The 25,462-nt window shown below is 68.8% G+C and carries 18 protein-coding genes and 1 pseudogene; 7 read left to right on the top strand and 12 right to left on the bottom strand.

The features are described 5' to 3' along the window. Window positions 1-44: 44 nt before the first annotated feature. The 3 genes from ACFV9H_RS27670 to ACFV9H_RS27660 form a co-directional block, all read right to left on the bottom strand. Window positions 45-893 (bottom strand): hypothetical protein, encoded by an 849-nt coding sequence (locus tag ACFV9H_RS27670; protein WP_385403218.1) that lies wholly within the window; start codon window positions 891-893, stop codon window positions 45-47. Window positions 894-1,145: 252 nt separating this feature from the next. Beyond that, on the bottom strand, window positions 1,146-1,325 hold the full coding sequence (locus ACFV9H_RS27665) for a DUF397 domain-containing protein (protein WP_385403215.1): 180 nt from the start codon (window positions 1,323-1,325) through the stop codon (window positions 1,146-1,148). Then, window positions 1,325-2,167, bottom strand: a complete 843-nt coding sequence (locus ACFV9H_RS27660; RefSeq protein WP_385403213.1) for a helix-turn-helix domain-containing protein — start codon at window positions 2,165-2,167, stop codon at window positions 1,325-1,327. Before ACFV9H_RS27660 ends, ACFV9H_RS27665 begins: the two co-directional genes overlap by 1 nt. 114 nt (window positions 2,168-2,281) lie before the next feature. Here ACFV9H_RS27660 and ACFV9H_RS27655 point away from each other — a divergent pair, with 114 nt between their 5' ends. The 3 genes from ACFV9H_RS27655 to ACFV9H_RS27645 are packed head-to-tail and all read left to right on the top strand — an operon-like array spanning window position 2,282 to window position 2,885. Further along, entirely contained in the window at window positions 2,282-2,509 is a 228-nt protein-coding gene (locus tag ACFV9H_RS27655; protein WP_385403210.1) for a hypothetical protein, read from the top strand. After that, window positions 2,506-2,643 carry a hypothetical protein gene (locus ACFV9H_RS27650; protein WP_385403208.1) on the top strand — a complete coding sequence of 46 codons (138 nt, stop codon included), beginning with the start codon at window positions 2,506-2,508 and terminating at the stop codon, window positions 2,641-2,643. Before ACFV9H_RS27655 ends, ACFV9H_RS27650 begins: the two co-directional genes overlap by 4 nt. An 11-nt stretch (window positions 2,644-2,654) precedes the next feature. Continuing rightward, window positions 2,655-2,885, top strand: coding sequence for a hypothetical protein (locus ACFV9H_RS27645; protein ID WP_385403206.1), 231 nt, complete (start codon window positions 2,655-2,657; stop codon window positions 2,883-2,885). Between the two features lie 28 nt (window positions 2,886-2,913). Here ACFV9H_RS27645 and ACFV9H_RS27640 read toward each other — a convergent pair whose 3' ends face one another. From ACFV9H_RS27640 to ACFV9H_RS27620, 5 genes are all read right to left on the bottom strand, one after another. Further along, entirely contained in the window at window positions 2,914-7,113 is a 4,200-nt protein-coding gene (locus tag ACFV9H_RS27640) for an Eco57I restriction-modification methylase domain-containing protein (RefSeq protein ID WP_385403204.1), read from the bottom strand. Continuing rightward, window positions 7,110-10,370 (bottom strand): DISARM system SNF2-like helicase DrmD, encoded by a 3,261-nt coding sequence (gene drmD, locus ACFV9H_RS27635; RefSeq protein ID WP_385403202.1) that lies wholly within the window; start codon window positions 10,368-10,370, stop codon window positions 7,110-7,112. Before drmD ends, ACFV9H_RS27640 begins: the two co-directional genes overlap by 4 nt. Window positions 10,371-10,495: 125 nt before the next feature. After that, window positions 10,496-11,629: a hypothetical protein gene (locus ACFV9H_RS27630; protein WP_385403200.1), complete on the bottom strand. Its 1,134-nt coding sequence runs from the start codon at window positions 11,627-11,629 to the stop codon at window positions 10,496-10,498. Next, window positions 11,626-12,126 carry a DUF4365 domain-containing protein gene (locus ACFV9H_RS27625; protein WP_385403197.1) on the bottom strand — a complete coding sequence of 167 codons (501 nt, stop codon included), beginning with the start codon at window positions 12,124-12,126 and terminating at the stop codon, window positions 11,626-11,628. Before ACFV9H_RS27625 ends, ACFV9H_RS27630 begins: the two co-directional genes overlap by 4 nt. 145 nt (window positions 12,127-12,271) lie before the next feature. Continuing rightward, entirely contained in the window at window positions 12,272-14,860 is a 2,589-nt protein-coding gene (locus tag ACFV9H_RS27620) for a DUF262 domain-containing protein (RefSeq protein ID WP_385403195.1), read from the bottom strand. Here ACFV9H_RS27620 and ACFV9H_RS27615 point away from each other — a divergent pair. After that, window positions 14,855-17,092: a UvrD-helicase domain-containing protein gene (locus ACFV9H_RS27615; RefSeq protein ID WP_385403193.1), complete on the top strand. Its 2,238-nt coding sequence runs from the start codon at window positions 14,855-14,857 to the stop codon at window positions 17,090-17,092. The two genes, ACFV9H_RS27620 and ACFV9H_RS27615, sit on opposite strands and share 6 nt — an antisense overlap. An 88-nt stretch (window positions 17,093-17,180) precedes the next feature. Here ACFV9H_RS27615 and ACFV9H_RS27610 read toward each other — a convergent pair whose 3' ends face one another. Beyond that, window positions 17,181-17,777, bottom strand: coding sequence for a hypothetical protein (locus ACFV9H_RS27610; RefSeq protein ID WP_385403190.1), 597 nt, complete (start codon window positions 17,775-17,777; stop codon window positions 17,181-17,183). 2,019 nt (window positions 17,778-19,796) lie between these two features. Here ACFV9H_RS27610 and ACFV9H_RS27605 point away from each other — a divergent pair. Further along, window positions 19,797-19,985: a hypothetical protein gene (locus tag ACFV9H_RS27605; protein ID WP_385403264.1), complete on the top strand. Its 189-nt coding sequence runs from the start codon at window positions 19,797-19,799 to the stop codon at window positions 19,983-19,985. Between the two features lie 74 nt (window positions 19,986-20,059). On the opposite strand, the pseudogene ACFV9H_RS27600 reads toward ACFV9H_RS27605, so the two are convergent. From ACFV9H_RS27600 to ACFV9H_RS27590, 3 genes and pseudogenes are all read right to left on the bottom strand, one after another. After that, window positions 20,060-20,254, bottom strand: a pseudogene (locus tag ACFV9H_RS27600) (DUF2786 domain-containing protein); the annotation flags it as partial. A gap of 87 nt (window positions 20,255-20,341) precedes the next feature. After that, the gene (locus ACFV9H_RS27595; protein WP_385403187.1) at window positions 20,342-21,673 is read right to left on the bottom strand and encodes a class I SAM-dependent RNA methyltransferase; all 1,332 of its coding nucleotides are present in this window, start codon (window positions 21,671-21,673) and stop codon (window positions 20,342-20,344) included. 117 nt (window positions 21,674-21,790) lie between these two features. Further along, on the bottom strand, window positions 21,791-23,842 hold the full coding sequence (locus ACFV9H_RS27590) for an APC family permease (protein ID WP_385403184.1): 2,052 nt from the start codon (window positions 23,840-23,842) through the stop codon (window positions 21,791-21,793). Window positions 23,843-24,062: 220 nt separating this feature from the next. Here ACFV9H_RS27590 and ACFV9H_RS27585 point away from each other — a divergent pair, with 220 nt between their 5' ends. Both ACFV9H_RS27585 and ACFV9H_RS27580 read left to right on the top strand, forming a co-directional pair. Continuing rightward, entirely contained in the window at window positions 24,063-24,731 is a 669-nt protein-coding gene (locus tag ACFV9H_RS27585) for a potassium channel family protein (RefSeq protein ID WP_385403182.1), read from the top strand. Next, complete coding sequence (locus ACFV9H_RS27580; protein ID WP_385403179.1) at window positions 24,728-25,390, top strand: potassium channel family protein; 663 nt, start codon at window positions 24,728-24,730, stop codon at window positions 25,388-25,390. Before ACFV9H_RS27585 ends, ACFV9H_RS27580 begins: the two co-directional genes overlap by 4 nt. The last annotated feature ends 72 nt before the right edge of the window (window positions 25,391-25,462 follow it).

The following is a 25,462-nucleotide window of genomic DNA, read 5'->3' as shown; positions in this document are numbered from 1 at the left end:
TGACCAGGGCAAAGTCCACATCCGTCAGGAACCGATGCGGTTCCTCACGCGACGGACCGATCCGGCGCAGGACCGCAGTCCCCGCACCGGGCGTCGGGAACGTGGCTGCGGAAGGCACGTTCGCAGCCGTCGCAGGTGATAAGGGGTGCGGGCCGTGGAAGGCGCGGCTCAGGCGCGGACACCGGGAGGGGCGGCGGCAGGAGGGCGGTGAGCCGGTGTTCCAGGAAGCGGGGCGGGTGGTGGATGGGGACCGGCGCGGGCGGCAGGTTGGCGGTGAGTGTGCGGGTGATCTGCTCGGGGGTTGCATGCCGAGCCAGCCACTCCTCGACGGCGGGCATCAGCCGCTGGACGTCCCGCACCGAGAGGATCAGGCGGGGATCGACGGTCCGCAGTCGGGCCAGGAGGTCTGCCGTCGGGCCTGCGGCGGCAGGTTGGACGGGCTCGGCCGGCGCGCTCGGCTCGGGTTCGGCCTGCGGAGCGTCTGGCTCTTGCAGGGTCGGCGCGGCTGAAGGTGCTGCTGCACAACCGGGCTTGTCGTAGGCGAGGGTGCGGGTCGCGAAGCGGCCGCCACCGAGCGGAATCCTCCGGCGCTCCAGATACCCGGCTTCCTCAAGCTCGTTGAGGGCCCGGCGGATGGTGATCTCGCCTTCGCGGAAGCGGATGGTAAGGGCCTTGGCCGTGACACTGACCCCGTCCGGAACGGACTGGATATAGAGGGCGAGCCCGATCGCAACGGCGGACAGCTGCGGATGCTGGGCCAGGTGGTTGCCGACGACCGTGAACCGGTCGGTGTGGCGGTGGCGGAAGTGGATCACCCCGGCGCTGGGGGCGTCCGTGGGGATCGGATTCGCGGGGCGCGCGGGCGCGACCGCGTTAGACTGCGGATCAGCCATCGGGAAGGTCTTCTCTTCCGGATCGGTCAGGCCCTCGTCAGGATTGCAGTCCTGTCGGGGGCCGTCTGTGTGTATGGGGTTGTTGCGGCCGACCGTACCCCACCGGTCAGGGTGCGCGGCACGCCCTTCACCCGATCGTGTGGCGACGGGAGTTGGGCCACCGGGTTTGGTTGGGTGGGTTCTCTCCCGTTCCTTTGAAGGGCCACGCGCCACACCGGGATCCAGGAATCCGCGCCCCGGTGACGGGCCGCTCTACACCTCTCGGACGTGCTGCACGAAGGCGCTCCAGGCAGCGTTCCCGACGAAGATCACGGGACCGGCGGGCGTCTTGCTGTCCCGGACGGGGACGGCGCCGGGGATCTGGTCAGCGACCTCTACGCAATCGCCGTTGGCCGCATTGCTGTAGCTGCTCTTGCGCCACCGTATGTTCATCAACGGTTCTTGGGTGACATGCACGGATACCGCTCCTCCATAGTCATGCGGATGAGCTCCGCAGACTTCATCGGGGACAAGGCGTTGGCCTGAAGACGATCGTAAAGGACCGCTCGTCGCAGAACTTCGTCCGTTTCCTCGATGAGCCGCCCGAAGACAATCCCCTCCTCGTAGGCCACTTCACCACCATCGGGCAAGGTCAGCAGCGAGAAGGAGCCTCCCATGGCGGCGGGATCCACGCTGCTGAAGGGGAGCACCTGCAAGTGCACACGTGGCAACTGCCCCAGGTGCAGCAGGTGGGCCAACTGTTCGCGCATCACTTGGCGCCCGCCGACGATCCAATAGAGCACCACCTCGTCCAGGATGAACCACATCCACGGAGGAGCGTCCCGTCGCAGGATGGCCTGCCGATGGAGCCTGGCTGCAACCTTCTCGTCGGTATCTCCGTCGTCGTAGATCTGGCCAGCACCAAGCACTGCTCGCGCGTAAGCCTCGGTCTGAGCGAGCCCGGGGATGATCTGCGAGAACTTGCGCATCATGATCGCCTTGGCCTCGCAGGCCATGAACTTCTGTACCCAGTCAGGGAACGGAGTTCGGCGCACATGGCCCCAGAGATCGGTCAAGTCACCGTCCGCGCCTAACAGTGCGTCCAGCTTGCCGTCGACGTCCTCGGGAGGGACCTCGTTACCCAGCTCGAACTGGGCGATCCGGCTGTGAGCGATCGGGATCTTGTCGCCAAGCTGCCGCTGCGTGAGCCCGGCACGGATGCGGAGCTTGCGCAACTTCGCGCCGTAGAGCGCGGCAAGGGAGGTGCTCGGGTCGAGTTCTTTCGGTGCGGGCATTGGCGACTCCCGTTTTCGTTCCGATGCTCCGAAAACCGTTACCCCTGGTGAGCGTAGCGCTACGCCTCCATGCTCATCACTGAAAGACAGTGATCGACAAGGAGGCAGGCCGACATGGATGCGGGCAGGCGCGGGCGCTCGTCGGAGAAGGCGCAGGAGGCGGAGGCGGCACGGGACGAGCTACGCGAGGCGTTGGCGGGGGTGGATGTGGTGTTGCCGTCGCTAGGGGTCGATCTGGTGTCCCTGACCAGCGACTACCTGTCGCCCCTGGTGGAACTCGGATGCTGCCGGGCCGATGTGGCGTGGAAGTTGGCGGCGGCCCTGAGGAAGAGCATCCAGTGACCGAGGAGTCAGCGCCCGAGCCGGAGGAGGAGACCGACTCGGCCGAGGACGCCACGACCGGCGTCGCATGCCACGAGGTACTGCTGGCCAAGGTCCGCGAGGCCGACAAACGAAGCCTTGCGCCTCGGCGGTAGGAGGTCTGGACATGCAGCGCATGATGCAGACCCTGGAGGTCATGCCCGATGGGGTGCGCCGAGGAGATGTGATCGCCGTGGGCGGCATCCCGCACCGGGTGCGGGATGTACGGGAGTTACGGGGACGGCGGAAACGGCTGGAGTTCGAGGACGGGAACGTCTTCGTTCTGGGCCCGTGGGTCGCGATCACGGTGGCCCGCGACCGGAATGCCGGCGGCGGACCGGTACGCCGCTGGCGCTGACCGGCCCACCGCTCCCCCACCCTCGCACTCAGAACAGGCTCGGCGGCTCCTCGACCGGAGGCTTCGGCTTCCGCGGAGTGGGGGCCGCCGCCTTCTTCTTGGCGCCCTTCTTGTCATGCAGACCGGCGGCGACTTCCGCCGCATAGCGCCGCTGATTCTCTTCGAGCAGCCGGTCGAGAATCTCCTGCCGGACGACCGGCCCGACGGTGTAGCGGGGCCCCTGCCGGGTGTCATGGAACCCGTGGTCGAGCCCACCAGCCTGGGCCAGGAGGTCGCCCCAGCCGTAGGCGCGGGCAACCTCTTCATCGATGGCACGGTGAATCTGGCGAAGTGCGACGATATCCCCGTCCATGCAGCTCTCATCATGGACCATGTTGTAAGTAGCGGTCAGTCCACGTCGAACACGAATTGTTTCCTTACGGCTACTATCCAGTCGCATTCCCAAGCCGCCAAGAGAGAGCGTCTCCTCCGGCCGAGAAAATGTCTCAAAAACGTCGGACGGAGTGTAGCGAAGATCGCCCTTAATCGTGGACGCCTGACTCATGGCCCACCAGTAGTGCGGAGCACTGCTGAGAAGCGCCAACAGAGCGAAGTCGTTCTTCGCGAACACACAGAGAGCATGCGAGAATACCTGCCCCGTAGGAACCATGACGGGCATCACAGCCTTGCTGTGGATTGTAATGGCGATCACAGACTCCAGGGAGGAAATAGCATCGAGCATGGCCGGTCGACGCTCAGCAAACCGCCACCAGTAGTCCCGATAGACTTTCCTATTGTTCTTGTCGCGCTCAGGCTTCACGAGCTCACGAGCTCGGCGATAGCAGGCGGGGTAGTCCATCGCCTTAACCTCTGACCAATCATGGAAATCGATCACCCAGCGGCTCGCCGAAGAGTCTTCCCTGGAATTCAGATCTTCGCCATTGAGGAAGGGGAACAGAACCTCCCCGTATTTCGAATCCTGCGACAGCAAAGCTTTCGCGTCCTCAATCGGCATTACAAAGCCAATGCCATCAATCTTCGACGCATTGAACGAGATCCCCGAATTACCGACAAGCCTCCTAGCTACCCACTCAGTCCTGGACGCAGCATCCAGGCTCGAGTTGATGCTGTGGACCGGCATGCCATCCAGAACTCGAACAGCACTCTTCCCACCTTCGGCTCGCGACGCCCAAACAACACAGTAGTCGAGAGCCGCGCTTCGGGTTGGCCAGCGCTTGCTCTTGACAGCACCACGAATTTCGGTCCCCGAGTCAGTCAGATACTGCAGGGAGATTTCACGCGTATCACCCTGCGCCAGCGTATTCGTGGCAATCATCCCGATCTGCCCCGTGGGGTTCAATACTTCATGCGAGTGCAGCAAAAAGTATCCAACCAGGTCGCTGTTGCCGCGCCTTCCCGCGCCCACCACTTGCACTAGATACTCTCGATATTCCTTTCCGTTGCTGCCGGAAATCTTTGATCCATGGAGAAACGGAGGATTCCCCACCACGGCATCAAAACCACCCCGCTCGTCCCAGACCTCCGGGAACACCAGCGGCAAGTGCACCGGCTCACGCTCGAACGCCCCCGCCGGCTTGCCCGTAGCCAGCCACCCCCGCGCCAGCGTCTCCGCACGCCGCAGCTCGGCAGCAGCCAAATCCTCGTCATCCGCCGCGTCGGACACCGCGTGCGCCGCCGTAACCGCGGCGAACGACAGCTGGTCCTGGTCCTTCTCTGCTCGCCCCGCACCGGCCAGCGCCGCGCCCACCACCAGGTCCGCGAAGACGCTCGCCTGGCGGGTCTTTGCCCGCACCGACGCCAGCATGGCGCGCTTCCGCTCCAGCTCCTCCAGGCCCGTGCCCGGGATGCCGGCCAGCTTGCGCCGCTCCTCCGCGACCTCCGCGATGACCCGCCGGACGCCACCCGTGAAGTCGATGCCGTCCCCGTGAATCCGACGGCCCCGCACCGGATCCAGGTGCATGGCCTCCAACTGCTCCACCGACGTGATGCCCAGCAGCGAGTCACCCGCCACCAGGCGGTCGTCCAGGAACGTGAAAGGACGATCCCGGTCCATCGAGACCAGCCACAGCGACAGCTTCGCCATCTCCACGGCCATCGGGTTGATGTCCACGCCGTACAGGCAGTGTTCGATGATCTGCCGACGCGCCTCCACCATCACCGGCTCGGCCTCGGCCTCCACCGCCGAGGCGGACAGCGAGTCGGCCGCCTCCAGATACGCAACCGCCCGCGCGTCGCCCTCCCGGCTCCACGCCTCCACCAGCGCGCCCGCCAGGTAACGGCACGCCGCCACCAGGAACGCCGCCGAGCCCATCGCGATGTCCGCGACCTTCAGCTTCAGGATCTCGTCCGCGGACTTCGGACGCCACTGGGTCCGGTCCGCCGTCTGGACCGGGCCGTACTCGTAGACCAGCGGCTCCAGCGCGCCGTCCGCGACCTGCTGGGCCAAGGACTTCGGGGTGTAGTGCGTCCCCGTGTTCTTCCGGAGCGAGGACTCCGTCACGTACAGCCCGCCCGCGCCGATCACCACTGGCAGGTCCCGCAGGTCACGCCGGATCAGGCGGTAGAACGGGAGCAGGCGGTCCGTCAGTTCGGCGTCGCTGCCCGTCGCCGCCAGCAGCTTGCTCCGCGCCGCGGCGCGCTCCACGTCAGTCAGCGGCTCCAGCAGCTTCGTCACCTTGGCCGCGCTGCCCAGCCCCGTCGTCTTGTTGTACTCCTCCGCCAGGGCAGCCCCCAGCCCCTCGCCCTCCGTACGCGAGAGGGACTCCAGCCGGGTCAGCAGCACCTCCGCCTCCAGGCCCGCCTTGCCGACGAGGCCCACGATGGTGTCCTCGGCGCGGCGGCCCTGGTACGAGAGGAGGCCCTCGTACACGTAGCCGATCTGCTCGACGTCCAGCGTCCGGAAGGTCAGCCGCCGGCGTTCCCGCTTCTTGCCCGTGCCGATCCAGACGTGCTGCACCGACTGGAGCATGTGCAGGACAGTGCGGTCGTCGATGGGCAGCGGGTCCGTCGGGTCGCCCTCCGCCGTGCCCCGGCCCTCCAGCCACGGGAAGGAGTTCGGGTCGAAGATCGAGCCGTCGTACGCGTGCATGCGCAGCGCCGGGTGGTCCACTCCCCCGTACACCGCGTTGAACAGCGCGATGAGCCGGTGCCAGCCCACCCCGGTCTGCTCCAGGTCGTCCTCGGTGGTCTCCCGGGCCCGGTCCTCCAGCTCCTGGCACAGTCGACCGGCCGAATACGCCTGTACGTACAGCTCGTTGTCGCTCGGCAGCAGCCCGCGCTCCTCGGCGAAGAGGAGGAAGACGACCCGCATCATGACGGCGACGGCCCCCCGGTAGACGTCCTGGGCCGGTACGTCGGCCAGGCCGTTGCCGCCCCGCGCGCGCTCGGTGACGTCGGCGCGGCCGATGGCCTCCACCAGCAGTTCGACGGCCTGGCGGACCTGCACGCCGAGGGCGTCGGTGACGTCCTCCTGGCTGTCCAGGGACTCTTTGAGCAGCGGCAGCAGCGTCTCGGCGTCCTCGACGGCAAAGAAGCGGCGACGGCTGAGCAGCGACAGGAAGGCGCGTACGACGACCCGCTCGACGGGCTCGGTCCAGGCGACCGTGTCGAAGAGCGCCGACGTGGTGACGCCGCCGCGCGGCGCCCACACCAGCGTCCACCAGCGGCCGTCCGTCACCAGGCCGAGCTCCACCCCGTGGTGGCGGCACAGGTGTGCCATGCGGTCGACGGGCGTTGCCGCCCAGGCCGAGCCGGGAACGCGCTGGGACGGGTGCCGGCCCGCGGGGACGGTCATCCCGAGGATGGCGCAGTCGGCGACCAGGCCGGCCGTGTCCTCGGCAGTGCTGCCCGGTTCGAGCAGGGCGAAGGTGGGGGCGATGCGCTCGTCGTGCTCGGGGACGTCCACGGCGAGCGCGTCGGAGAACTCCGTGCCCTCGCGCAGCGCGTCGCCCCAGCCCAGGAGCTCGTTCAGGACGAAGTCAGTCCAGGTCCGCTGCCCGGCCACCGGATCCGACTGCCAGACCCCGTGCTCGTAGCGCAGCCGGGCCCGCAGCGGCTTGTCGATCGAGTCGAGCTGCGGCCAGGCCTTGAGCAGGACGGGCAGGGTCAGGAAGGGGCCCGATACGTCGACCAGGCTGAGCCAGTCGAGGTGGTCCTGTCGGCCGTCGGGGGCGGGGGCGCCGCTCCGGGTCCTGCCGCGGCCCGTGTTCGTACGGTGGGTGGTGCTCACTTCACGGCCTCCCGGCGGGGAACGACGAAGACGACGGCAACGGGGAACAGCAGGGCCTTGGGCCGGTCGTACCGGGCGGCGATGGCGGCGAGCTCGCGTTGCTTCTCACTCTCCAGGGCGTCCCGGCGCTGTTCCCAGTTCTCCCGGTCCCGGCGCTGCTGCTCGACCTCGTCGAAGGCCAGCTCCAGCTGGCCTTCCTCCTCCTGCTCCGCGGGGTTTCCAATGGCCCGGCGCAGGGACTCGCGGAAGCGGTCGATCTGGGCGGTGATCCGCTCGGCCTCGACGCGGCGGCGGGTCTCCAAGCGGGTCTCCAGTGCGGTCTGGCGGTTGCGGGCCCGCCATTCCAGGGCCGAGACCAGCCCCTCGCTCACGTGCGGCCAGGCATCGGCGAGCCTGCCGCGCAGGACCGGGGCGGCCTGGGTGGCGTGGTCGGCGAAGGCGTCGTCGAGGATGTCGCGGACCGTGGTGGTCTTCTCCAGGCGGTTGAAGCGGGGCTGGCCCGCACCCTCCGCCTCGCGGAGCCAGCCACCCGCCTGGAGGACCTCCTCGTGCAGGCGCACTCCGTCGGCGCCGACGAGGACGAACCGGGCGAAGGCGCCGACGAGGGTCGTCTCCAGCTCCGCGTGGTCGCTGATCACGGCGCTGACGCGGGCGAGGCCGGTCTGCTCCTTGTTCCACACGGCGGCGCGCAGCAGCCGGGTGGACATGGAGACGAGGGGGTGCCCGAGGTGGGCGAGGACGACGTCGTCGCGTTCCTTGCCGTGCTTGTCCTTGAGATTGGCCGCCTTGAAGGTGACCGGGCGCTGGATCTCGGGGCGCAGCTTGTCGGCGAGGCCGTGGGCGGCCCGCTCCCAGGAACCGGTGAGGGTGGGGACCTCGTAGAAGCCCTCGGCTCCGTCCTTGTCGTCGAGGACGGGGCGGATGTCCTGCTGGCGGGCGAGCGGCAGCGCGGTGGAGACCACGCGGGCGATCCGTTCGGGGGTGATGCCGAGGGTGGCCACCGTGCCCGCGACCTGCTCGCTCAGGCGCTGGGCCTGTGCCTGGGCGTCGCGCTCGGCGGCGACGTTCCCGCCGCCCTTCCTGGCCTTGCGGCCGGCGTAGACCTCTGCGCGCTCCACGTCGAAGTCGGTGCCGAGGTCGCCGGTCATGCGGCGCTGTACGGCGTCGGCGAGGACGGCGTTGACCTTGCCGAGGTCCTCTTCCATGCGGGCGACCTTCACCGCGACCCGGGCCAGGAATTCGAGGTCGGCCTCGTAGGTGTCGGTGCTCTTCTCGTAGCCGCTGCCGACGAAGTGCACGACCTCGGGGGCGGTGAGCTGGCCGTAGCGGTCGATGCGGCCGATGCGCTGTTCCAGCTTGTTGGGGTTAAAGGGGATGTCGTAGTTGACCAGCCGGTGGCAGTGCCGCTGGAGGTCGATGCCCTCGCTGGCCGCGTCGGTGGCCAGCAGGATGCGTACGGGGTTTTCGGCGGGCTCGGCCTGGAAGGCCAGGCGCAGTTGCTCCCGGTCCTCGGTGTTCAGACCGCCGTGCAGGAGGGCGACGCGGTCGCCGCCGAGTCCGTGGTCGCGCAGCAGGTTCTGGAGCCAGATCTGGGTGTCGCGGTACTCGGTGAAGACGACCACGCGCTCGTTGAGCCAGTGACCGCCCTCGGCCAGGCAGTTGGCCTTGAGGTAGGTGATGAGTTCGCGGGCCTTGGAGTCGGCCTGCGCCTGATGGCGCTGGGCCCAGTCGCGCATCTGCTCCAGCAGGGCCGACTCGTCGCCGTCGGTGCCGGGCTGGAGGGTGGTGGCGCGGGCGATGGCGTCGTCCTCGGCCTCGGCGAGGGGTTCGTCGTCGTAGTCCGCGTAGTCGTCGAAGAAGGTCTCCTGCCAGTCCTCGACCTTCTCGGCCGCCTGCTGCTTCTTGGTCCGCAGCGTCTCCAGGTATACCTCGATGGTGCGGGCGAAGGCGTCGGGCGAGGAGAACAGCCGCTTCTTGAGCAGCAAGGTGACCAGGTCGGCCGCCTTGCGGCCGCCCTTGAAGCGGGTGCCGAGCTTGGCCCGGCGGAGCTGTGCGTACTCCTTGAGCAGGGCGTGGATGCGGCGCTCGTCCTCCGTGTACTCGACGGACAGCGACATGGTCGTGCGTTCCAGGAAGCGCCGCTCGCCGGTCTCCGGGTCGCGGATGTCGGTCTTGAGGCGCCGGACGACGGTGTCCTCGACGGCCTGCGGGTCCGGCTCGACGCCGCGTGCGAAACGCTGGTTGTCGATGATCTCCAGGAGGGCCGTGTACGACTGCTGGTAGCCGTTGTGCGGGGTGGCCGACAGGAACAGCCGGTGCTCGAAGTGCGGGGCGAGCCGTCGGATCAGCTTCGTCTGCTGGGAGTCGACGGGGTAGTACTGCTTGGGCGCGGAGGGCGCCACGTGGTGGGCCTCGTCGAGGATGAGCAGGTCGAAGGCCCGCTTGCCGGGGACGACCGCCTCGGCGTCCTGGGCGGGGAGCACCTCGGCGAGCAGCCGCTGGGCCTTCGGGCCGCGCAGCCAGGGCAGGCTCACGATGCTGCGCGGATGGATGTTGAAGGGGTTCGCGGCGCTGCCGTGGCTGCGTCGGACCTCGGCGGCCCGCTCGGAGTCGATGATCGTGAAGTCGAGGCCGAACTTCTCGGCCATCTCGTCGCGCCACTTCACGGTGAGGCCGGCCGGGCAGACGATCATGATCTTGTGGGCGCGGTTGCGGAGGATCAGCTCCAGCGCGACCAATCCCGCCTCGATGGTCTTGCCGAGGCCGACGTCGTCCGCGAGGAGGAGGTTCACGCGGGGCGCGGCCACGGCCCGGGAGACGGGTTCGAGCTGGTACGGCTCGACGGCGACACCGGAACGGAAGGGCGCCTGGAGGGTGCGTACGTCGGCCGAGGTGACCGCGGACCACCGGACGGCGTCCAGGAAGGCGGCCAGGCGCTCCGGCGGGTCGAAGCGGTGCGCGGCGACCTCGGGAAGGGAGCCGGCGGGGAGACGGCGGCGACCGGGTTCGATCTCCCAGATGACCGAGAGGGTGTCGTTGTAGCGGCCGTCCTCGACGCTGTTGAGCGTGACGAGGGTGCCGGGCGCGCTGATCGCCGGGGAACCCGTGCCGTGATCGATGTCGGCCACGACCCAACGCTGCCCGCGCACCTCGACGAGATCGCTGATCTCGGGGACGGCAGTGTGGTCCTGCGCGTCGGCGCGGCGGCGTACCGCCCGCTGCGCCACACCCGCCAGGTCGGTGGTCGGCGTCGTCATCGGGTCTCCGCCCCTCCATACCGCCCCGCCAGGGCGATTCACGTCAAACACAGTCATTCAAACACGTACGAAAGCCCGCCCTGCCACGCGCGTGGAACTTCGGTGCACCGGCTGCGGCCGAGCCGTCACAGCACGTCGAAGGCGGTGATGCGGGTCAGCTCGTAATAGGTGCCTCGGCGCGCGAGATCGCCTTCGATCTTGAGCGTCCTGCCCTGCGCATGGGCATCGGTGGCACGGGTGTACTCGTCTTCCGCCAGGGTCACGTGGATCTGGCGCACCGCATCGAGCACGACCGCCTCCACGGTCACCTCGCCGGGGCCGTACTCCGCGGCGCGTTTGAGTTTGGTCGAGCGGCCGATGACCGTCACTCCGGGCTCCGGCTCCTGCCGGCGCAGGTCCTGCGCCCCTTCGCGAAGGACGTGGACCAGGCGGGGAGAGAAAGGAGCCAGGGATTCCATGGGCGGCACGCTCCACCTCGGGGACCAGGCGAAGTCGATCGAGAAGGCGTGCACGGTGCTCGTGCCCCGGCCGTCGTGCCCGCCGATGCCCGCGAGCGCCTCGCACAGGTCCGCGGATACGCCGTCCCCGACGGCCTCCGAGAACGGTGCCGAATCATCGGCGTCCATGGCGGCCTCGGCCGCCGTGTGCGCCGCCGCCACCGCCTGGTACATCCTGCGCGAGACGCTCCGCGCGAAAGGTTCCGGGTCGTCGCCGAAGAGCGACGGCTGTACGTCCCGCTCCGGCAGCGGCACCTGCACGCTCAGGATGTAGCTGCCCGCCACCGTGGGTCCGAAGCGGGCGCTGTCCACGAAGTCGCGCGCCGCGCGCGGCTTCCGGCGCGGCTGGACGAGCCGTGGCTCGATCGTGTGACAGGCCGCCGCCATCAGCAGATCCCGGGCACTGGTCACGGCGAGCACCCCCGCCTGAACGGGGATCGTGCCGGACGGCGTGCTGGGCATGGTCCTGATGTACTGCACATCGAGACCGGTCGCCCGCAGGTCCTCGAGGACGGCGGTCGGCGGCCGGGCCTCCAGCTCGGCCAGTGCTCCGACAAGATCCGCCATACGGTCCGCGAAGTCCGCCAAGTCGGTGTCCACGGGCAGCAGCAGACGCCGTGGCCTCCCGGCCCAGTCCTTTTCCCAGCGGCGGCTGTAGCGGATTTGGCCTGCTTCCTGCCAACCCCTGCTGCGGAGGTAGTGCGCGACGTCGTGCGGCCACAGCCGCTCCAGCTCGTCCTCGGGTACGCCGATCGCGGTCATGGTGCGGGCACCTCCTCACACGCCCGGGCGAAGAACTCGTGCAGAGCGTCGACCGTGAGCAGATTGTCGCGCGGAACAGTGACAGTGACGCTGTCCCGGCCGGACTGTGCGGGAACGTAGTGCTCGAGCGAGACCCAATACGCGCAGCGGCGTAGGACAAGGGCGCTCTCATCCGTGCGGATGTAGTCCGCCGGGTCCGTGGGCACGAGCACGACGACCAGGTAGACGGGCACCTGCCGCTTGCCCCGGAGCCGTTTGAACTGCGCGGCCGACAATGTGACCTTGAACCCGGTGTCCGTATCCGTGATGCCCTCGACCCGGCGCGTCTTCACCTGGAGCGCGATCTGAACGTCGAGCTCGGGCTCCTCGTGGTCCCGGCCCAGGATCAGGTCCTTGCCGATGTCCGGATACGGCACAGCCACCTGGAATCCGGCCGCCGCGGCGATCGCGGTCACGAAGGTCTCTCCGTACCAGCCCTGGTGGTTGTTGTGCTCCATGCGCCCCCGTGCTCCGGTCGCAGGCCACCCGCCACGCACCCACGTCCGGAGTGACACCGATCACTGCCCGGGCAGGCTACCCGAGCAGTGATCTTCCGGTAAGGGCCGGATCCGGCCAGGTGGGGACGGTCCGGCCGGCGCCGTGTCAGAACACCGCCGGGTTGCCGCCGTCGATCGGGCGGCGGGCTTCCGCCAGGGCGACCTCGTGGATGAACCACTCCAGTACGGAACGGATCTCCTCGGGGTGCTCGGCGAAGACCTCCAGCGGGAACGAGGGGCGCAGGTCGAGCTTCGCCTCGGCGAGGTCGATGCCGTCGATGGCGTTGAACCGCTCCAACAGGGCGCGGCGCAGCGGCTCGTCGTCGAACGGCGGACGCCGCTTGAGGTACTGGAAGACGACCTCCGCCGTCCCGGTCACCGGGTAGATGCCGATGGGCCACAGAGCACGCGGCGAGCCCGGCGCGCCCGCGTCCACGGTCGGGAAGCAGCTGGTCTCCGTCGCCTTTCCGTAGACCTGGTGGCCGCCCTGCTCCTCCCAGAAGCGGAGTGCTGCCAGGACGCCTTCGACGACCTCCGGTGTCTGGTTGGCACGCAGCAGCGTTTCGAAGCGGGTGCCGGCCTCGTCGCCGTCGGTCTGCGACACGGCCGACCCCGCCGGGGTCTCCTCCGGCAGCTCCTTGCCCACCAGAACGGCCAGGTCCGAGCTGCTCAGCCGGTGGGCCTTCGAGGCCCGGCCGTTCTCGTCGAAGGGCACGCCCTCGGCTTCCAGGACGACCTTGGGGTCCCCGGAGTGCCGGTCGCCGGTCCACCGGAACCCGCCCGCGATCCGGCCGTCGGCGGTCAGCACGCGGTACGCGCAGTTCAGGCCGGTACGGGACCACATGTGGTTGCCGACGGCGATGGCACTGGTACCGATGAGCGCGGCGAGCTCTCCGTACGAGGTCCACGTCCCGGCCGGCACGGCGAGCAGGATCTCCCTCAACTCACGCCAGCCGACCCATTCGTCGTCCGACTGCACGACTCCGTCCAGAGGCCCGGGCCACAGCCCCACGGCCCGGTCGGCCAGTTCCTCGGCCCTGGCGAGGATCTCCCTGCGGCCCCAGCGCTCCTGTGCGGCGATCTCCTGGTTCATCCGCAGCGCGCTGGAGTCGAGCAGCTCCTGCTTGCGGTGGAAGGGGTGGTTGGAGAGCCGTGCGTTCTCACCCGAGAGTGTGAGGTTTCCGAGGGTGTGCACGAGCAGGTTGTGGATCTCCTGGGGGCTCTCGCCGTCCGCGGCTTCCTCGGCCAGCAGGTCGAACCACTGCTGGGCAGGGCTCTGGGGCAGGACGTGTTCGACGGTGAGCGGCGCCTTGTCGTAGTCGACGGGCTCGCTCGAACCGTAGCTCTCCTCCAGTCGGCGCAGGATCTGGAAGCGCTGGTTGCTACGCCCGGTCTTGTAGAAGGGGCGGGTGCGAACGGCCTCACGTACGGCGTCGTCGCCAGGCCATAGCCGGGCGCCCGTACGGGGGCGCGACAGGAACCGGCGTACCGCCTCGGCCGGGGAGCCGTCCTTGTCCAGCTCCTTGGGGAGCTCCATGAACACCCGGTTACTGCCCGTTGTGGACATGCCTGCGAAGAGGCGCCGCACCATGTAGCTCTCCGCGAACGCGAGTGCCTCCGCCGCTTCCGAGGCCGTGGTCCTGCCCTCGTCCACCAGGTCGAGGAGATGGAGGGCCAGCGGGTAGTGGGTCTGGCCGCCCCAACGCGACAGGCGCTCCAGTACTGCTCGCAGCCCGGGATCGACTTCCCTCTCGGGCTCCAGGATGCGCATGAGACGGTCGGCCCGCAGGGCGAACCGGGCGATCTCGGCTTCCAGCGCCGCCTCGTCCCCGCTCAGCGGCTCCAGGCGCTTCTTCTGATCCCGGTAGATCTCGCTCTGCCGGGCCCGGCTGTTCCCTCCGACGACGAGGTCCAGCCACACCAGCAGCTCCAGATGGGCGGGGCCGAGCAGCTCCTGCATGGGGAGCCAGCGCTTGCGGTAGACGTCCTCGCCCCTGGTCGGCAGGCACATGAAGAGGTAGTTGCGCAGCAGGTCGCTCTGGCTGAGCCCCACACCGGTGTTGTTGATGGACTCGAAGATGCGGTAGACGTTGTCGCCCTCGGCGGCAGTGATGGCAACGATCGAGAGGCAGTCGCCGAGAACGGACTCGACCGCGTCCACCCAGGCCTCACCACCGCTCTCCGTCCCGTCGGCCAGGGCGGCTACGAAGAAGCGGTAGGCAGCGCCCACGTTTCCGGCGCCGCCGGCCTTCGGCAGGCTGTCCACGCAGGCCGTGTACGCCTCGCGATCCGCCTGCGTCGGCAGCAGCCGGTAGCTGTCGTGCCCGTCCTGGTACGTGTTGACCAGGATGAGGTCGTTGATTCGGGCGGCCTTCTTCGCCGAGCCCCGGTCCCTGTGGTGGTCCCGGAGAGCCGTGAACGCGAGCATCAAGGTGGTCATCCGCTGCTGGCCATCGACGACGAGCCAGCGCTGCATCCCGCCCGCGGCGACGCGCTCGGGCGCCAGCACGACCGAACCGAGGAAGTGACCCGAGCCCGGCCGCCCTTCCTGCCGGTCCTCGACCAGCTCCTGCACGTCGTCCCACAACTGCCGCAGCTCGTCGCGCTGCCAGCTGTAGGTGCGCTGGTAGAGCGGTACCTGGAACTGCTGCTCCCCCTGGACCAGCTTGCTGAACGTGGTCTCCTGAGCGTGCACGCCCGTCCTCTCCCCAAACCCTCGACGCCGACCAGCCATTGTCGCCCCATACCGTACGGTGATCAGTCGAATCGTCCGTACACGCACGACCCGGGGGCACACATGGCGACACTGGGAATCCACAAGGACTTCCTTCTGGAGTTCGCCAAGCTGGAGAAGCCCGTCCAGAAGCGGGTCCACGAAGTCTTCGACAAATTCCGCGAGCACCGCCATGCAGGGCTTCACCTGGAAAAACTGGAGAATCCCCGTGACTCCCGGATCCGCACCATCCGCGTCAGCAAGTTCATGCGCGGCGTCGTTCTCGCACCGGACTCCGGAGACAGTTTCCTTCTCCTGAAGGTCATGGCGCACGACGATGCCATCGCCTGGGCATTGAGTCATCGGGCGACGGTGAACTCCGCTACCCAGGGCATCGAGCTACGCAACGACATCGCCTTGGAGCAAGCCGCGGCCGACGTCCACCATGCCCCGACCGCGGCGGAAAGCCGGCTCTTCACCGATGTCGCGGACAAGGAACTGACCCGCCTCGGCATCGACCCCGATCTGCTCCCGCTCGTGCGGAACCTCAGCACCGAAGCCCATCTCGACGCGCTCCGCAAGATCCTGCCCGAGCAGCAATACGACGTGCTCGCCGGTCTGGCCGCGGGGCTGACCCCGGAGGACGTCTGGCGCGAGTCCGTGGCCGTGCACGCCGAACGCGCCGCCGCCGAGGCGCGGCAGACTCCGGCCGAGGACGAACTCGCCGCCGCCATGGCCCGCTCGCAGGGGCGCATCGCCCTTCTCTCGGGACCCGAAGAGTTGCTGGACGTCCTGTCCCGACCGTTCGACGCGTGGCGGGTCTTCCTGCACCCCAGTCAGCGGCGCATCGCCTACCACCCCTCCTACAACGGGCCGGCCCGGGTGACCGGGGGCCCCGGCACGGGCAAGACCGTGGTCGCCCTGCACCGCGCCCTCCACCTGGCGCAACAGTTGCCGGACGACGCGCCCGACGAATCGGTGCTGCTCACGACCTTCACCAGGAATCTCGCAGCTGATCTACGCCAGGGACTCGAACTGCTCATCCCTGACGAGGCGCTGCGCGCGAAGATCCGCGTCGTCAATGTCGACGCCCTCGCGAATCAGCTCGTACGCGAGGACCGGGGCGGCCCGCTGACCATGCTGACCAGCCAGAAGGAGATCAACTCCCGCTGGAACGACCTCGCCCGCCGGCTCGGGCTCGACTACAGCGACGTCTTCCTCGACCAGGAATGGCGACAGGTCGTCCTGGCCCAGGACCTCCGCTCGCCCGAGGCCTACCTCAAGGCGTCACGCAGCGGCCGGGGCACGGCGCTGAGCCCGCTGCGGCGCGCCCAGGTCTGGCGTGCCGTCGAGGGGTTCACACGGGAACTGCGCCAAGCCGGGGAATGGACATTCCTCCAGGTGTGCGCGGAGGCCGCCCGGCTGCTGGAGCCGCGTACCGACCGCCCGTTCCGTCACGTGGTGATCGACGAAGCCCAGGACATCCACCCGGCGCAGTGGCGCTTGCTGCGGGCGTCGGTCGCCCCCGGACCCGACGATCTGTTCATTGCCGGAGACACACACCAACGCATCTACGGCAACAAGGTGTCACTGCGCAGCCTCGGCGTGAACGTCAGCGGCAGATCCCACCGGCTGCGCATCAACTACCGCACCACACACGAGATCCTGCAGTGGTCGGCCTCCCTGCTCAGTGGGGAAAGCTTGGACGACATGGACGGCGGAACCGAATCTCTGACGGGGTATCGGTCCGTGCTGAACGGCGGGAACCCCGAGCTGAGGGCATCGGCCGACAGGGCCGAAGAGATCGCGGAGCTCACGTCGCGCATCGCCCAGTGGGTGAACGACGGTGTGGAGCCGAGCGAGATCGGGGTGGCCGTTCGATACCTGCAACTGGGCAAAGAGATCGCGCATGCGCTGGAACGAGCAGATCTTCCCGTTCGTCTTCTCGGAACGGCTCAGGCCTCCGGCGACGGCGTCTGCATCGGAACTATGCACCGCATGAAGGGACTGGAGTTCCGGTTCGTCGCTGTCGCCGGTGTGAGCGACGGCATCGTCCCTCTGGCATCGGCTCTGACACCCGCAGAAGTGGACACTCAGCAGCACCGGGAAGACTTGCTCGGCGAGTTGAGCCTCCTCTTCGTCGCCTGCACTCGCGCACGTGAGGTCCTGCGGGTCTCTTGGCACGGCGCACCGAGCCCGTTCCTCGCATCATGACGCGGGCCCCGGTGTGCGCCGAGGTGCGGGAACTCGGGCGAACCAGCTGTCCTTGGCACTCGACGAAGGCTTCGCCGACTGATGCAAGTCAGTCGCCCTTCGGCAGGCTCTCGTACGAGAAGGCGCAGCGGGCCCGGCCGTCCGCCGCCGGGACGAGGCGTACCTGCTCGGCCGGCATCTGCAGCGCCTTGCCTGCGGGCTCGTCCCACAGCGACACCGTTCCTCCGGCCTCCCCGAACGAGATGTACGGCCGCTCGGGACGGAGGATGCCGCCCCGGCTGCTGAGTTTCGCCGCGAGGACCGTCGGCTCCACGCACGTCCACTCCGGCTCCACCCCGAAGTAGGAAGGCAGCTCCTCCTTCCGCGCAGCGGCCGCACGAAAGTCCTTCACCGCATCCCCCGCCGACTCCAGGGCCCCAGTCGCGCACAGCACCACCCCCGCCACTTGGGTGACTATGAGGAGCGGGATGCCGAGCCGCTCGATGGGGCTGACGAACGGTGCATGTACGTGCTTTGCCATGCCCCACAGCGCCGGGACGAAAAGGGCAAAGCTCAACAGGCTCAACAGCTTCACCGCCGAAGTGGCTTGCCAGGGTGCGGGCACGTCGAGGTCCTCGGGCTTCAGCTCAAGGCTGTCCGCGTACAGCGCATGCAGCACCGACCCTGAGCTCACCACGAAGGACACGACGACCGCAAAAAGCCAAAGGTGCCGCGCAGGCGATCCACTCGCCCCACGTCCACCGCCGAACCAGGAGCCAGATGCCTCCGGTCGTCGCCAGAACGGCGAACACCGTCAGCAGCTGTACCGGGGTCCAGCCCCTTCCGTTCCCCGTGTCGGCGCCAAGGGCGACGGCAAGGAGCCAGGCGGCCAGCACGGCCCACAGCAGCAGACTCCGCACACGGCCCCCGAAGGCGCACATGACTCTCGCCAGCCGGGCTCCCATGAAGAAGCACCCGATCGCAGCTCCGGCCCATAACCAGGTCCGCGCACCGCTCTGCTGTCGGGCGACCACCGCGCAGAACGCCATGGCGAACAGCCAGGCCGCGAGGCGGTTCGCCCTGCGGTGGTGGTCCTCCTCACGGCGGGGGACGATGTGGCTGCGTTCCCGGCGGGAATGTGACCGTACGTCGGTGGCGGGCCCGGCGGCGGATCCGCCGTGCAGGTCCATGCGGGAGAGTCGTCGGGCTTCCGACGCCGTGCCCGTCACCATCAGGCCGGTGTCGTGGTGGCCACGTCTCTCCGTGAAACGCGCACGCAGCACCTCGGTCGCGCGGCCCAGCCTCGCCACCGATGTCCGCGGCCTCGGAACGGGTACACGAGGGGGCCGATGGGCCACGGTATGCCCCCGCCAAACAGTCAGCCGCTCCCTGTCCCGGTCCATCAACTCACAGCGCCGGGCGTACATCTCCAGACCGGTCGCCCGTGCCAGCCGCTCCACGCGCCAGGCGGCTGCCCGCTCGGTACGCCTGTTGCGGGCCCCGAACAATCGCACCTCGACGGAGTACAGACGAGCTGAGGCGTCCGCCCGGAGCACTCCGGTGGATGCTCCGTCGCCACGGACGAAGGACGTGGCGACCGGCCAGTCCTGCTCTTCGAACTCCCGCTCCGCCTGCTCCCAGTCGCGCTGCCCACCCCGCACTTCGACCAGAACGAGAACCCGTTGGTCGTAACGCCTCCGCGGCATCGGCCCCCTCTCTCCAGCGCCCGAAGGTACTGCGGCCCACGATGTGACGGTCCGCTCCGGAAGGAATTTCACTCCCGCGAGGGAAAGACACGAATTCAGGTCACCGGAGGGCAACGGCCGTAACCGCGTACCCCACTCGAAAGGCCAACTTCCTGATGGAGATCGAGGCGGGAGGCATCATTCCGACGTCGAACAGAGGCAGGCCGACGAGGATGCACCGGCTGGGCAACACCTCGGACGACGGGGCCGGGCACCACGGGGGCACGCACCAGGCAGAGACGGTTCACCGGTCCAAGTGCCGACACATCTCCTTCGTCGATTCGTCGTGCCGCCAACGTATCGGCCTGTCGTGAGGATATGCCGCTTCCCCCGGATTTCATCAAGTCCGGCGGAGTGACAGAAGCCTTCCGCTTCCGCAGACCGGGTCCAGCACGCGCTCGCCGGCCCGAGGTGCGGCCAGGACGGCCATGAGGGAGGCCGGCGGCCGACCGCAGACTCTCGCATGGACCGGCGGGGTGGTCGAGACACCCAGAAGGACAGCTTGCCGGGGCATGGCTGTGCGACGCGGTCGCGGCCCGCTCGCCGTAGGTCGACGCCTGGCACGCGGGCAGAACGGTGTGTGCCGAGCCTCCCCCGCCCCACACCGTCCGCGAACGGTCGGTGGCCGCACTCCCCACCCGAGTTACACGAACCAGTCCCCCCCGCCGAAAGCCGGACTGCCGATGTCCACATACCGGCCGTCAGCGACTCCCTGTAGCCGGAGCCCTTGAGCTTGGTGGGGTTCTCCTTCTTCAGCTTCGGGTACTTGGTGGCAAGGCTCGACTCGACCACGTGCATCCGGTGCGCGAGAACCAGGGCGACGCTGCGCCCGCCGGCCTCCCCGTCCGGCGCCCGGTCCGGCCTCCCGCTCGGCCCGTCCTGGCAGCCTGCTGGGCAGCGACGACCCGTCCTGCCACCTCACGGATGAAACCGAGCATCCAGGACCGCTTGCAGACGCGCGCATCCTCGCCGGCAGGGCGGTGAAGACGGTCCGCGCCGTCCAGCATCTGCAGGCGAAGGCTGACGAAGAGCACCTCGGACGCTTGAATGTCGGCCTCGAAGCCGAACAGGTGCACACGGTGCCTGTTGGCCTTGCCCCCGGATCCACGGACCGGCATGGCATCTCGTGGCTGATCCTGCTCAGCGGGCGCCGCACCTCCTTGACGTAAGAAGGGCACAGTTCGATGATCCGGTCCACGGGCCCGGCGTGGTCCGGATCGTCGAGCATCGCCTGTTCGATGCCGTACTTGGCCATGAGTTCAGTGGCCTTGGCCAGGTAGGCGCGTGCCTCCTCCTCACCCGCGGCTGGGCTCTCCGCTTTACGCAGCAGCGCCCTGACCTTCTCCAGCAGGGCTTCGCGAAGCCCCCGGTTTGACGTCCGCCGTGCCGAGGGTTCGGGTGCGGGGCCGCCGACCGATCGCGGAGGCGGGACCTCCAAGTCCCAGTCGTCCGCTTCCTCCCCGCCGTCGCCCCCTGCTCCTCCGAAAACAGGTTGGGTTCCCTGCCGAAAACAAGAAACCCAAGGTCAGCGGCTCTTCTCGATCGGCTCCAGGATCGCCACGCACTCCACGTGGTGCGTCATCGGGAACAGGTCGAAGACGCGCAGGGTGCGGACCTTGTAGCCGTTCTCCTTGAAGTAGCCCAGGTCGCGGGCCAGGGCCGCCGGGTCGCAGGCCACGTACGCGATGCGGCGGGCCGAGAGGCCGGCCACGTGGCGGACCGTCTGCTTGCCGGCGCCCGCGCGCGGGGGGTCCAGGACGACCAGGTCGCATTCCGTGATGCCGGTCTTCGGGAGGATCTGCTCGACCTTGCCCTGCTCGATGCGGACGCGGGGGAAGTCGGCCAGGTTGTGGCGGGCGTCTTCGACAGCGCGCTTCGTCGACTCGATGCCGAGCACCGCGCCCGTGTCGCCGAGGCGTTCCGCGAGGGCGCCCGCGAAGATGCCGACGCCGCAGTAGAGGTCGAGGGCCATCTCGCCCTTGCGCGGCATCAGGCCCTGCATGACGGCCTTGATCAGGGTGTCCGCGGCCTGCGGGTGGACCTGCCAGAAGCCGCCCATGCCGACGCGGTACGTACGGCCGTCCGCGCGCTCGCGGACGAAGGGGCGGCCGTGGACGCGGTGGACGCCGCCGTCCTTCTCCTCGACCCGGAGGACCGAGACCGGCTTGTCCAGCTCGACCAGGGGGAGGCGGCCGCCGGGGCGGGGGGTGAGGACGACCTGGCGGTCCTGGGAGCCGGTCGCCGCGATGGCCTCGACCGTGGCCATCTGGGGCCAGTCCTGCTTCTCGATGCCGAGTTCCGTGACGCCCGGCGCCGCGATCATGCAGTGGTCGATCAGTTCGATGTCGTGCGAGCGGTGCTTGCGCAGGCCCGCGTTGCCGTCCTCGTCGATGGCGAACTGCACGCGGGTGCGCCACTGCGGGACCTGGCCCGCCGGCAGCTTGTCGCCCTCGGCCGGCATGACGGTGCCGTCCCAGCCGGCCTCCTCCGGGGTGAGCCCGGCGAGCCGCTTGAGCTGCTCGGCGACGACCTCGCCCTTGAGTCGGCGCTGGGCGCCGGGCTTGGCGTGCTGCCAGTCGCAGCCGCCGCACTTGCCGGGGCCGGCGTAGGGGCAGGGGGCTTCGACTCGGTCCTTGGAGGCCGAGAGGATCTTGATCGCGTCGGCGCGGAGGAAGCGGGAGTCCGTCTCGCCCTCCGTCACGCGCGCGACAACCTTCTCGCCGGGCAGGGTGTGGCGGACGAAGAGGACGCGGCCGTCGGCGGTACGCGCGATGCAGTGCCCGCCGTGTGCGACGGGGCCGACCTCGACCTCGTACTCCTCCCCGACCAGTGACTGCTTCTCGTTCTGCTCGGTCATGGTGGGGAGACTCCAAGGAAGGGGGTGACTCAAAAAGGGACGGCCGGACGACCGACCCACCAGTTTACGTGGATCTCGTCCGGCCGTTTGCCACGGAGGTTGCCGCGGTCGCCGCGGCTACTTCGACGCCGGGTCCTTCGCCTGGCGCGGGGTGTCCACCGGTCCGCGGCGCACCGCGCCCGGGGCGTTCCATTCGGCCCGCTTCTTCGCCCGCTTCTTCGCGAGCTCCGAGGACTCCAGCTGGTAGGGCACCGAGGTGACCATCACGCCGGGCGTGAACAGCAGGCGGCCCTTGAGGCGCAGCGCGCTCTGGTTGTGCAGCAGGTGCTCGTACCAGCGGCCGACGACGTACTCGGGGATGTACACGCTGACGGCGTCGCGCGGGTTCTCGCTGCGCAGGCCCTTGACGTACTCGACCACCGGGCGGGTGATCTCGCGGTACGGCGAGTCGAGGATCTTGAGCGGGACGTTGATCCCGCGCCGCTCCCACTCCGCCCTGAGCGCCTTGGTCTCGGCCTCGTCGACGTTGACGCTGAGCGCCTCCAGCCGGTTGGAGTGCAGCAGCTTCGCGTAGGCGAGGGCGCGCAGGGTCGGCTTGTGGAGCTTGGAGACCAGGACGACGGAGTGCACGCGGGAGGGGCGTACGTACTCGTCGGGGCGCTCCTCGGCGGCGGCGATCTCGACGGCGACGCGGTCGTAGTGCTTACGGATCGCGGTCATCGTGCCGTAGAAGATCACCATGCCGAGGAGGGCGACCCAGGCGCCGTGGGTGAACTTGGTGGCCAGTACGACGACCAGCACCAGGCCCGTGAAGAAGGCGCCGAAGGTGTTGATCGCGCGGGAGCGGATCATGCCTCGGCGCTTGGCCGGGTCCGTCTCCGTCTTCAGGTGCCGGTTCCAGTGCCGGACCATGCCGGTCTGGCTGAGCGTGAAGGAGACGAAGACGCCGACGATGTAGAGCTGGATGAGCTTCGTCGAGTCGGCCCCGTACATCCAGACGAGCAGCATCGCCGCGCCCGCGAGGAGCACGATGCCGTTGGAGAAGGCGAGCCGGTCGCCGCGGGTGTGCAGCTGGCGCGGCAGGTAGCGGTCCTGCGCGAGGATCGAGCCGAGCAGCGGGAAGCCGTTGTAGGCGGTGTTCGCCGCGAGGAACAGGACGAGCGCGGTGGCGGCGGCGAGCAGGACGAAGAGGAAGGAACCCTTGCCGAAGACCGCCTCGGCGACCTGGGAGATCACCGGGTTCTGGACGTAGTCGGAGCCGACCGGTACGCCGCCCACCAGCAGGTCGTGCGCGGGCTTCTCGGCCATCTTGACGTCGCTGGCCATGGCCAGGGCGATGATGCCGCAGAACATGGTCACGGCCAGGCCGCCCATCAGGAGCAGCGTGGTCGCGGCGTTCTTGCTCTTGGGCTTGCGGAAGGCGGGCACACCGTTGCTGATCGCCTCGACACCCGTCAGGGCGGCACAGCCGGAGGAGAAGGCGCGCAGCAGCAGGAAGATCAGCGCGAAGCCGGCCAGGCCCTCGTGTTCGGGCTTGATCTCGAAATCGGCGGTCGGGGCCTTCATCGTGTCGTCGAGGACGATGCCCCGCCAGGCGCCCCACGCGATCATGATGAATACGGCGGCGACGAAGACGTAGGTCGGAATCGCGAAGAGTTTTCCGGATTCCTTCATGCCGCGCAGGTTCATCAGCGTGAGCAGCAGGATCATCCCGATGGCGCAGAACACCTTGTGTTCGACGACGAAGGGAACGGCGGAGCCGAGGTTCTCGACGCCCGAGGAGATCGAGACGGCGACGGTGAGCACGTAGTCGACGAGCAGGGCGCTCGCCACGGTGAGACCGGCCTTGGGCCCGAGGTTGGTGTTGGCGACCTCGTAGTCGCCGCCGCCGCTCGGGTAGGCGTGGACGTTCTGCCGGTAGGAGGCGACCACGGTGAACATCAGTACGACGACCGCTGCGGCGATCCAGGGGCTGTAGCTGTACGCCGACACACCCGCGATCGAGAGGACCAGCAGGACCTCGCCCGGGGCATATGCCACGGAGGAGAGCGGGTCGGAGGCGAAGACGGGGAGGGCGATCCGCTTGGGGAGGAGTGTTTCTCCGAGGCGGTCGCTGCGTAGCGCCCGGCCGATCAGGATCCGTTTGGGCACGTCGGTCAGTTTGGACACGCACAGGATCGTAAGCGTTCGATATCAGGCTGACGAACCCCCCACCCCCTCACGCTGCAAACCCGCCCCATTTCCTCCTCGACTGGACCCCAACCGCACCACAAGAGGACACATACGTGACCGCCCGTGTGTAGCTTGGGCCATGGTCTGAGACCCTGTTAAGCCAGAGCATGCAATGAGGCTGGGAACCAGCGCGTCGCTGACAGCCGGAAGGACGGCCGTGCACATCGTCATTATGGGCTGCGGAAGAGTGGGATCCGCCCTCGCCCAGACCTTGGAACAGCAGGGGCATACGGTCGCCGTCGTCGACCAGGACCCCACCGCATTCCGCCGGCTCGGCGCCGGATTCGGCGGCCGCCGCGTCACCGGTGTCGGATTCGACCAGGACACGCTGCGCGAGGCCGGGATCGAGGATGCGGGAGCCTTCGCCGCGGTCAGCAGTGGTGACAATTCCAACATCATCGCCGCCCGCGTGGCGCGCGAGATGTTCGGCGTCGAGAACGTCGCCGCCCGCATCTACGACCCCAAGCGCGCCGAGGTCTACCAGCGTCTCGGCATCCCCACCGTGGCGACCGTACGGTGGACCGCCGACCAGATGCTGCGCCGGCTGCTGCCCTCGGGCGCCGAGCCGCTGTGGCGCGACCCGAGCGGGGGCGTCCAGCTCGCCGAGGTGCACACCTCCGCCGCCTGGATCGGGCACAAGGTCAGCAAGCTCCAGGACGAGACGGGCGTGCGCGTCGCGTTCCTCACCCGCCTGGGCGAGGCCATGCTGCCGACGTCGCAGACGGTTCTGCAGGAGGGCGACCTCGTCCACGTGATGATGCGCACGGACGAGATCGACAAGGTCGAGGCGGCCTTCGCCGAGGGGCCCGAGGAGGCACACGCATGAGGGTCGCGATCGCCGGAGCCGGCGCGGTGGGTCGCTCCATCGCGGGTGAACTGTTGGAGAACGGCCACGAGGTGCTCCTGGTCGACAAGGCGCCGACCGCCATCTCGGTGGAGCGGGTGCCGCAGGCCGAGTGGCTGCTGGCCGACGCCTGCGAGATCACCTCGCTCGACGAGGCCGCGCTGCAGCGTTGCAACGTGGTCATCGCCGCCACCGGAGACGACAAGGTGAACCTGGTCGTCTCCCTCCTCGCGAAGACCGAGTACGGGGTCCCCCGGGTCGTGGCGCGGGTGAACAACCCGAAGAACGAGTGGCTCTTCAACGAGTCCTGGGGCGTCGACGTCGCGGTCTCCACGCCGCGCCTGATGTCGGCCCTGGTCGAGGAGGCCGTCAGCGTCGGCGACCTGGTGCGGCTGCTGCGCTTCAGTCACGGCGACGCGAACCTCGTCGAGCTGACCCTGCCGGCGGACTCCTCCGTGGCGGGCACCCAGATCAGCGAGATCTCCTGGCCCGAGGACACCTCGCTGGTCACGATCATCCGCGGCAACCGGGTCCTGACCCCGCACGGGGAGGAAACCCTGGAAGCGGGCGACGAGCTCCTCTTCGTGGCCGCCCAGGCCCGCGAGGAACAACTGGAAGACCTCCTCCAGGCCCGCCGCTAGCCCTGCGGGCACGCTCGCCGGACCCCTTCAGCCTCGCCGGCGTTTGAGGCGCGGGGGTCCGGGGGCAGAGCC

Origin of the sequence: Streptomyces sp. NPDC059874 (genome assembly GCF_042731135.1) — a bacterium.
In the GTDB taxonomy this organism is placed as follows: Bacteria; Actinomycetota; Actinomycetes; order Streptomycetales; family Streptomycetaceae; genus Streptomyces.
The sequence above is the reverse complement of the archived record's forward strand: the minus strand, read 5'-3'. Positions and strand labels throughout refer to the sequence as shown.

Coding starts and splice junctions, on each gene's coding strand:
- ACFV9H_RS27670 (WP_385403218.1), bottom strand. CDS start 893: ATGGCTGATCCGCAGTCTAACGCGGTCGCGCCCGCGCGCCCCGCGAAT.
- ACFV9H_RS27665 (WP_385403215.1), bottom strand. CDS start 1,325: ATGAACATACGGTGGCGCAAGAGCAGCTACAGCAATGCGGCCAACGGC.
- ACFV9H_RS27660 (WP_385403213.1), bottom strand. CDS start 2,167: ATGCCCGCACCGAAAGAACTCGACCCGAGCACCTCCCTTGCCGCGCTC.
- ACFV9H_RS27655 (WP_385403210.1), top strand. CDS start 2,282: ATGGATGCGGGCAGGCGCGGGCGCTCGTCGGAGAAGGCGCAGGAGGCG.
- ACFV9H_RS27645 (WP_385403206.1), top strand. CDS start 2,655: ATGCAGCGCATGATGCAGACCCTGGAGGTCATGCCCGATGGGGTGCGC.
- drmD (WP_385403202.1), bottom strand. CDS start 10,370: ATGACGACGCCGACCACCGACCTGGCGGGTGTGGCGCAGCGGGCGGTA.
- ACFV9H_RS27630 (WP_385403200.1), bottom strand. CDS start 11,629: ATGACCGCGATCGGCGTACCCGAGGACGAGCTGGAGCGGCTGTGGCCG.
- ACFV9H_RS27625 (WP_385403197.1), bottom strand. CDS start 12,126: ATGGAGCACAACAACCACCAGGGCTGGTACGGAGAGACCTTCGTGACC.
- ACFV9H_RS27595 (WP_385403187.1), bottom strand. CDS start 21,673: ATGACCGAGCAGAACGAGAAGCAGTCACTGGTCGGGGAGGAGTACGAG.
- ACFV9H_RS27580 (WP_385403179.1), top strand. CDS start 24,728: ATGAGGGTCGCGATCGCCGGAGCCGGCGCGGTGGGTCGCTCCATCGCG.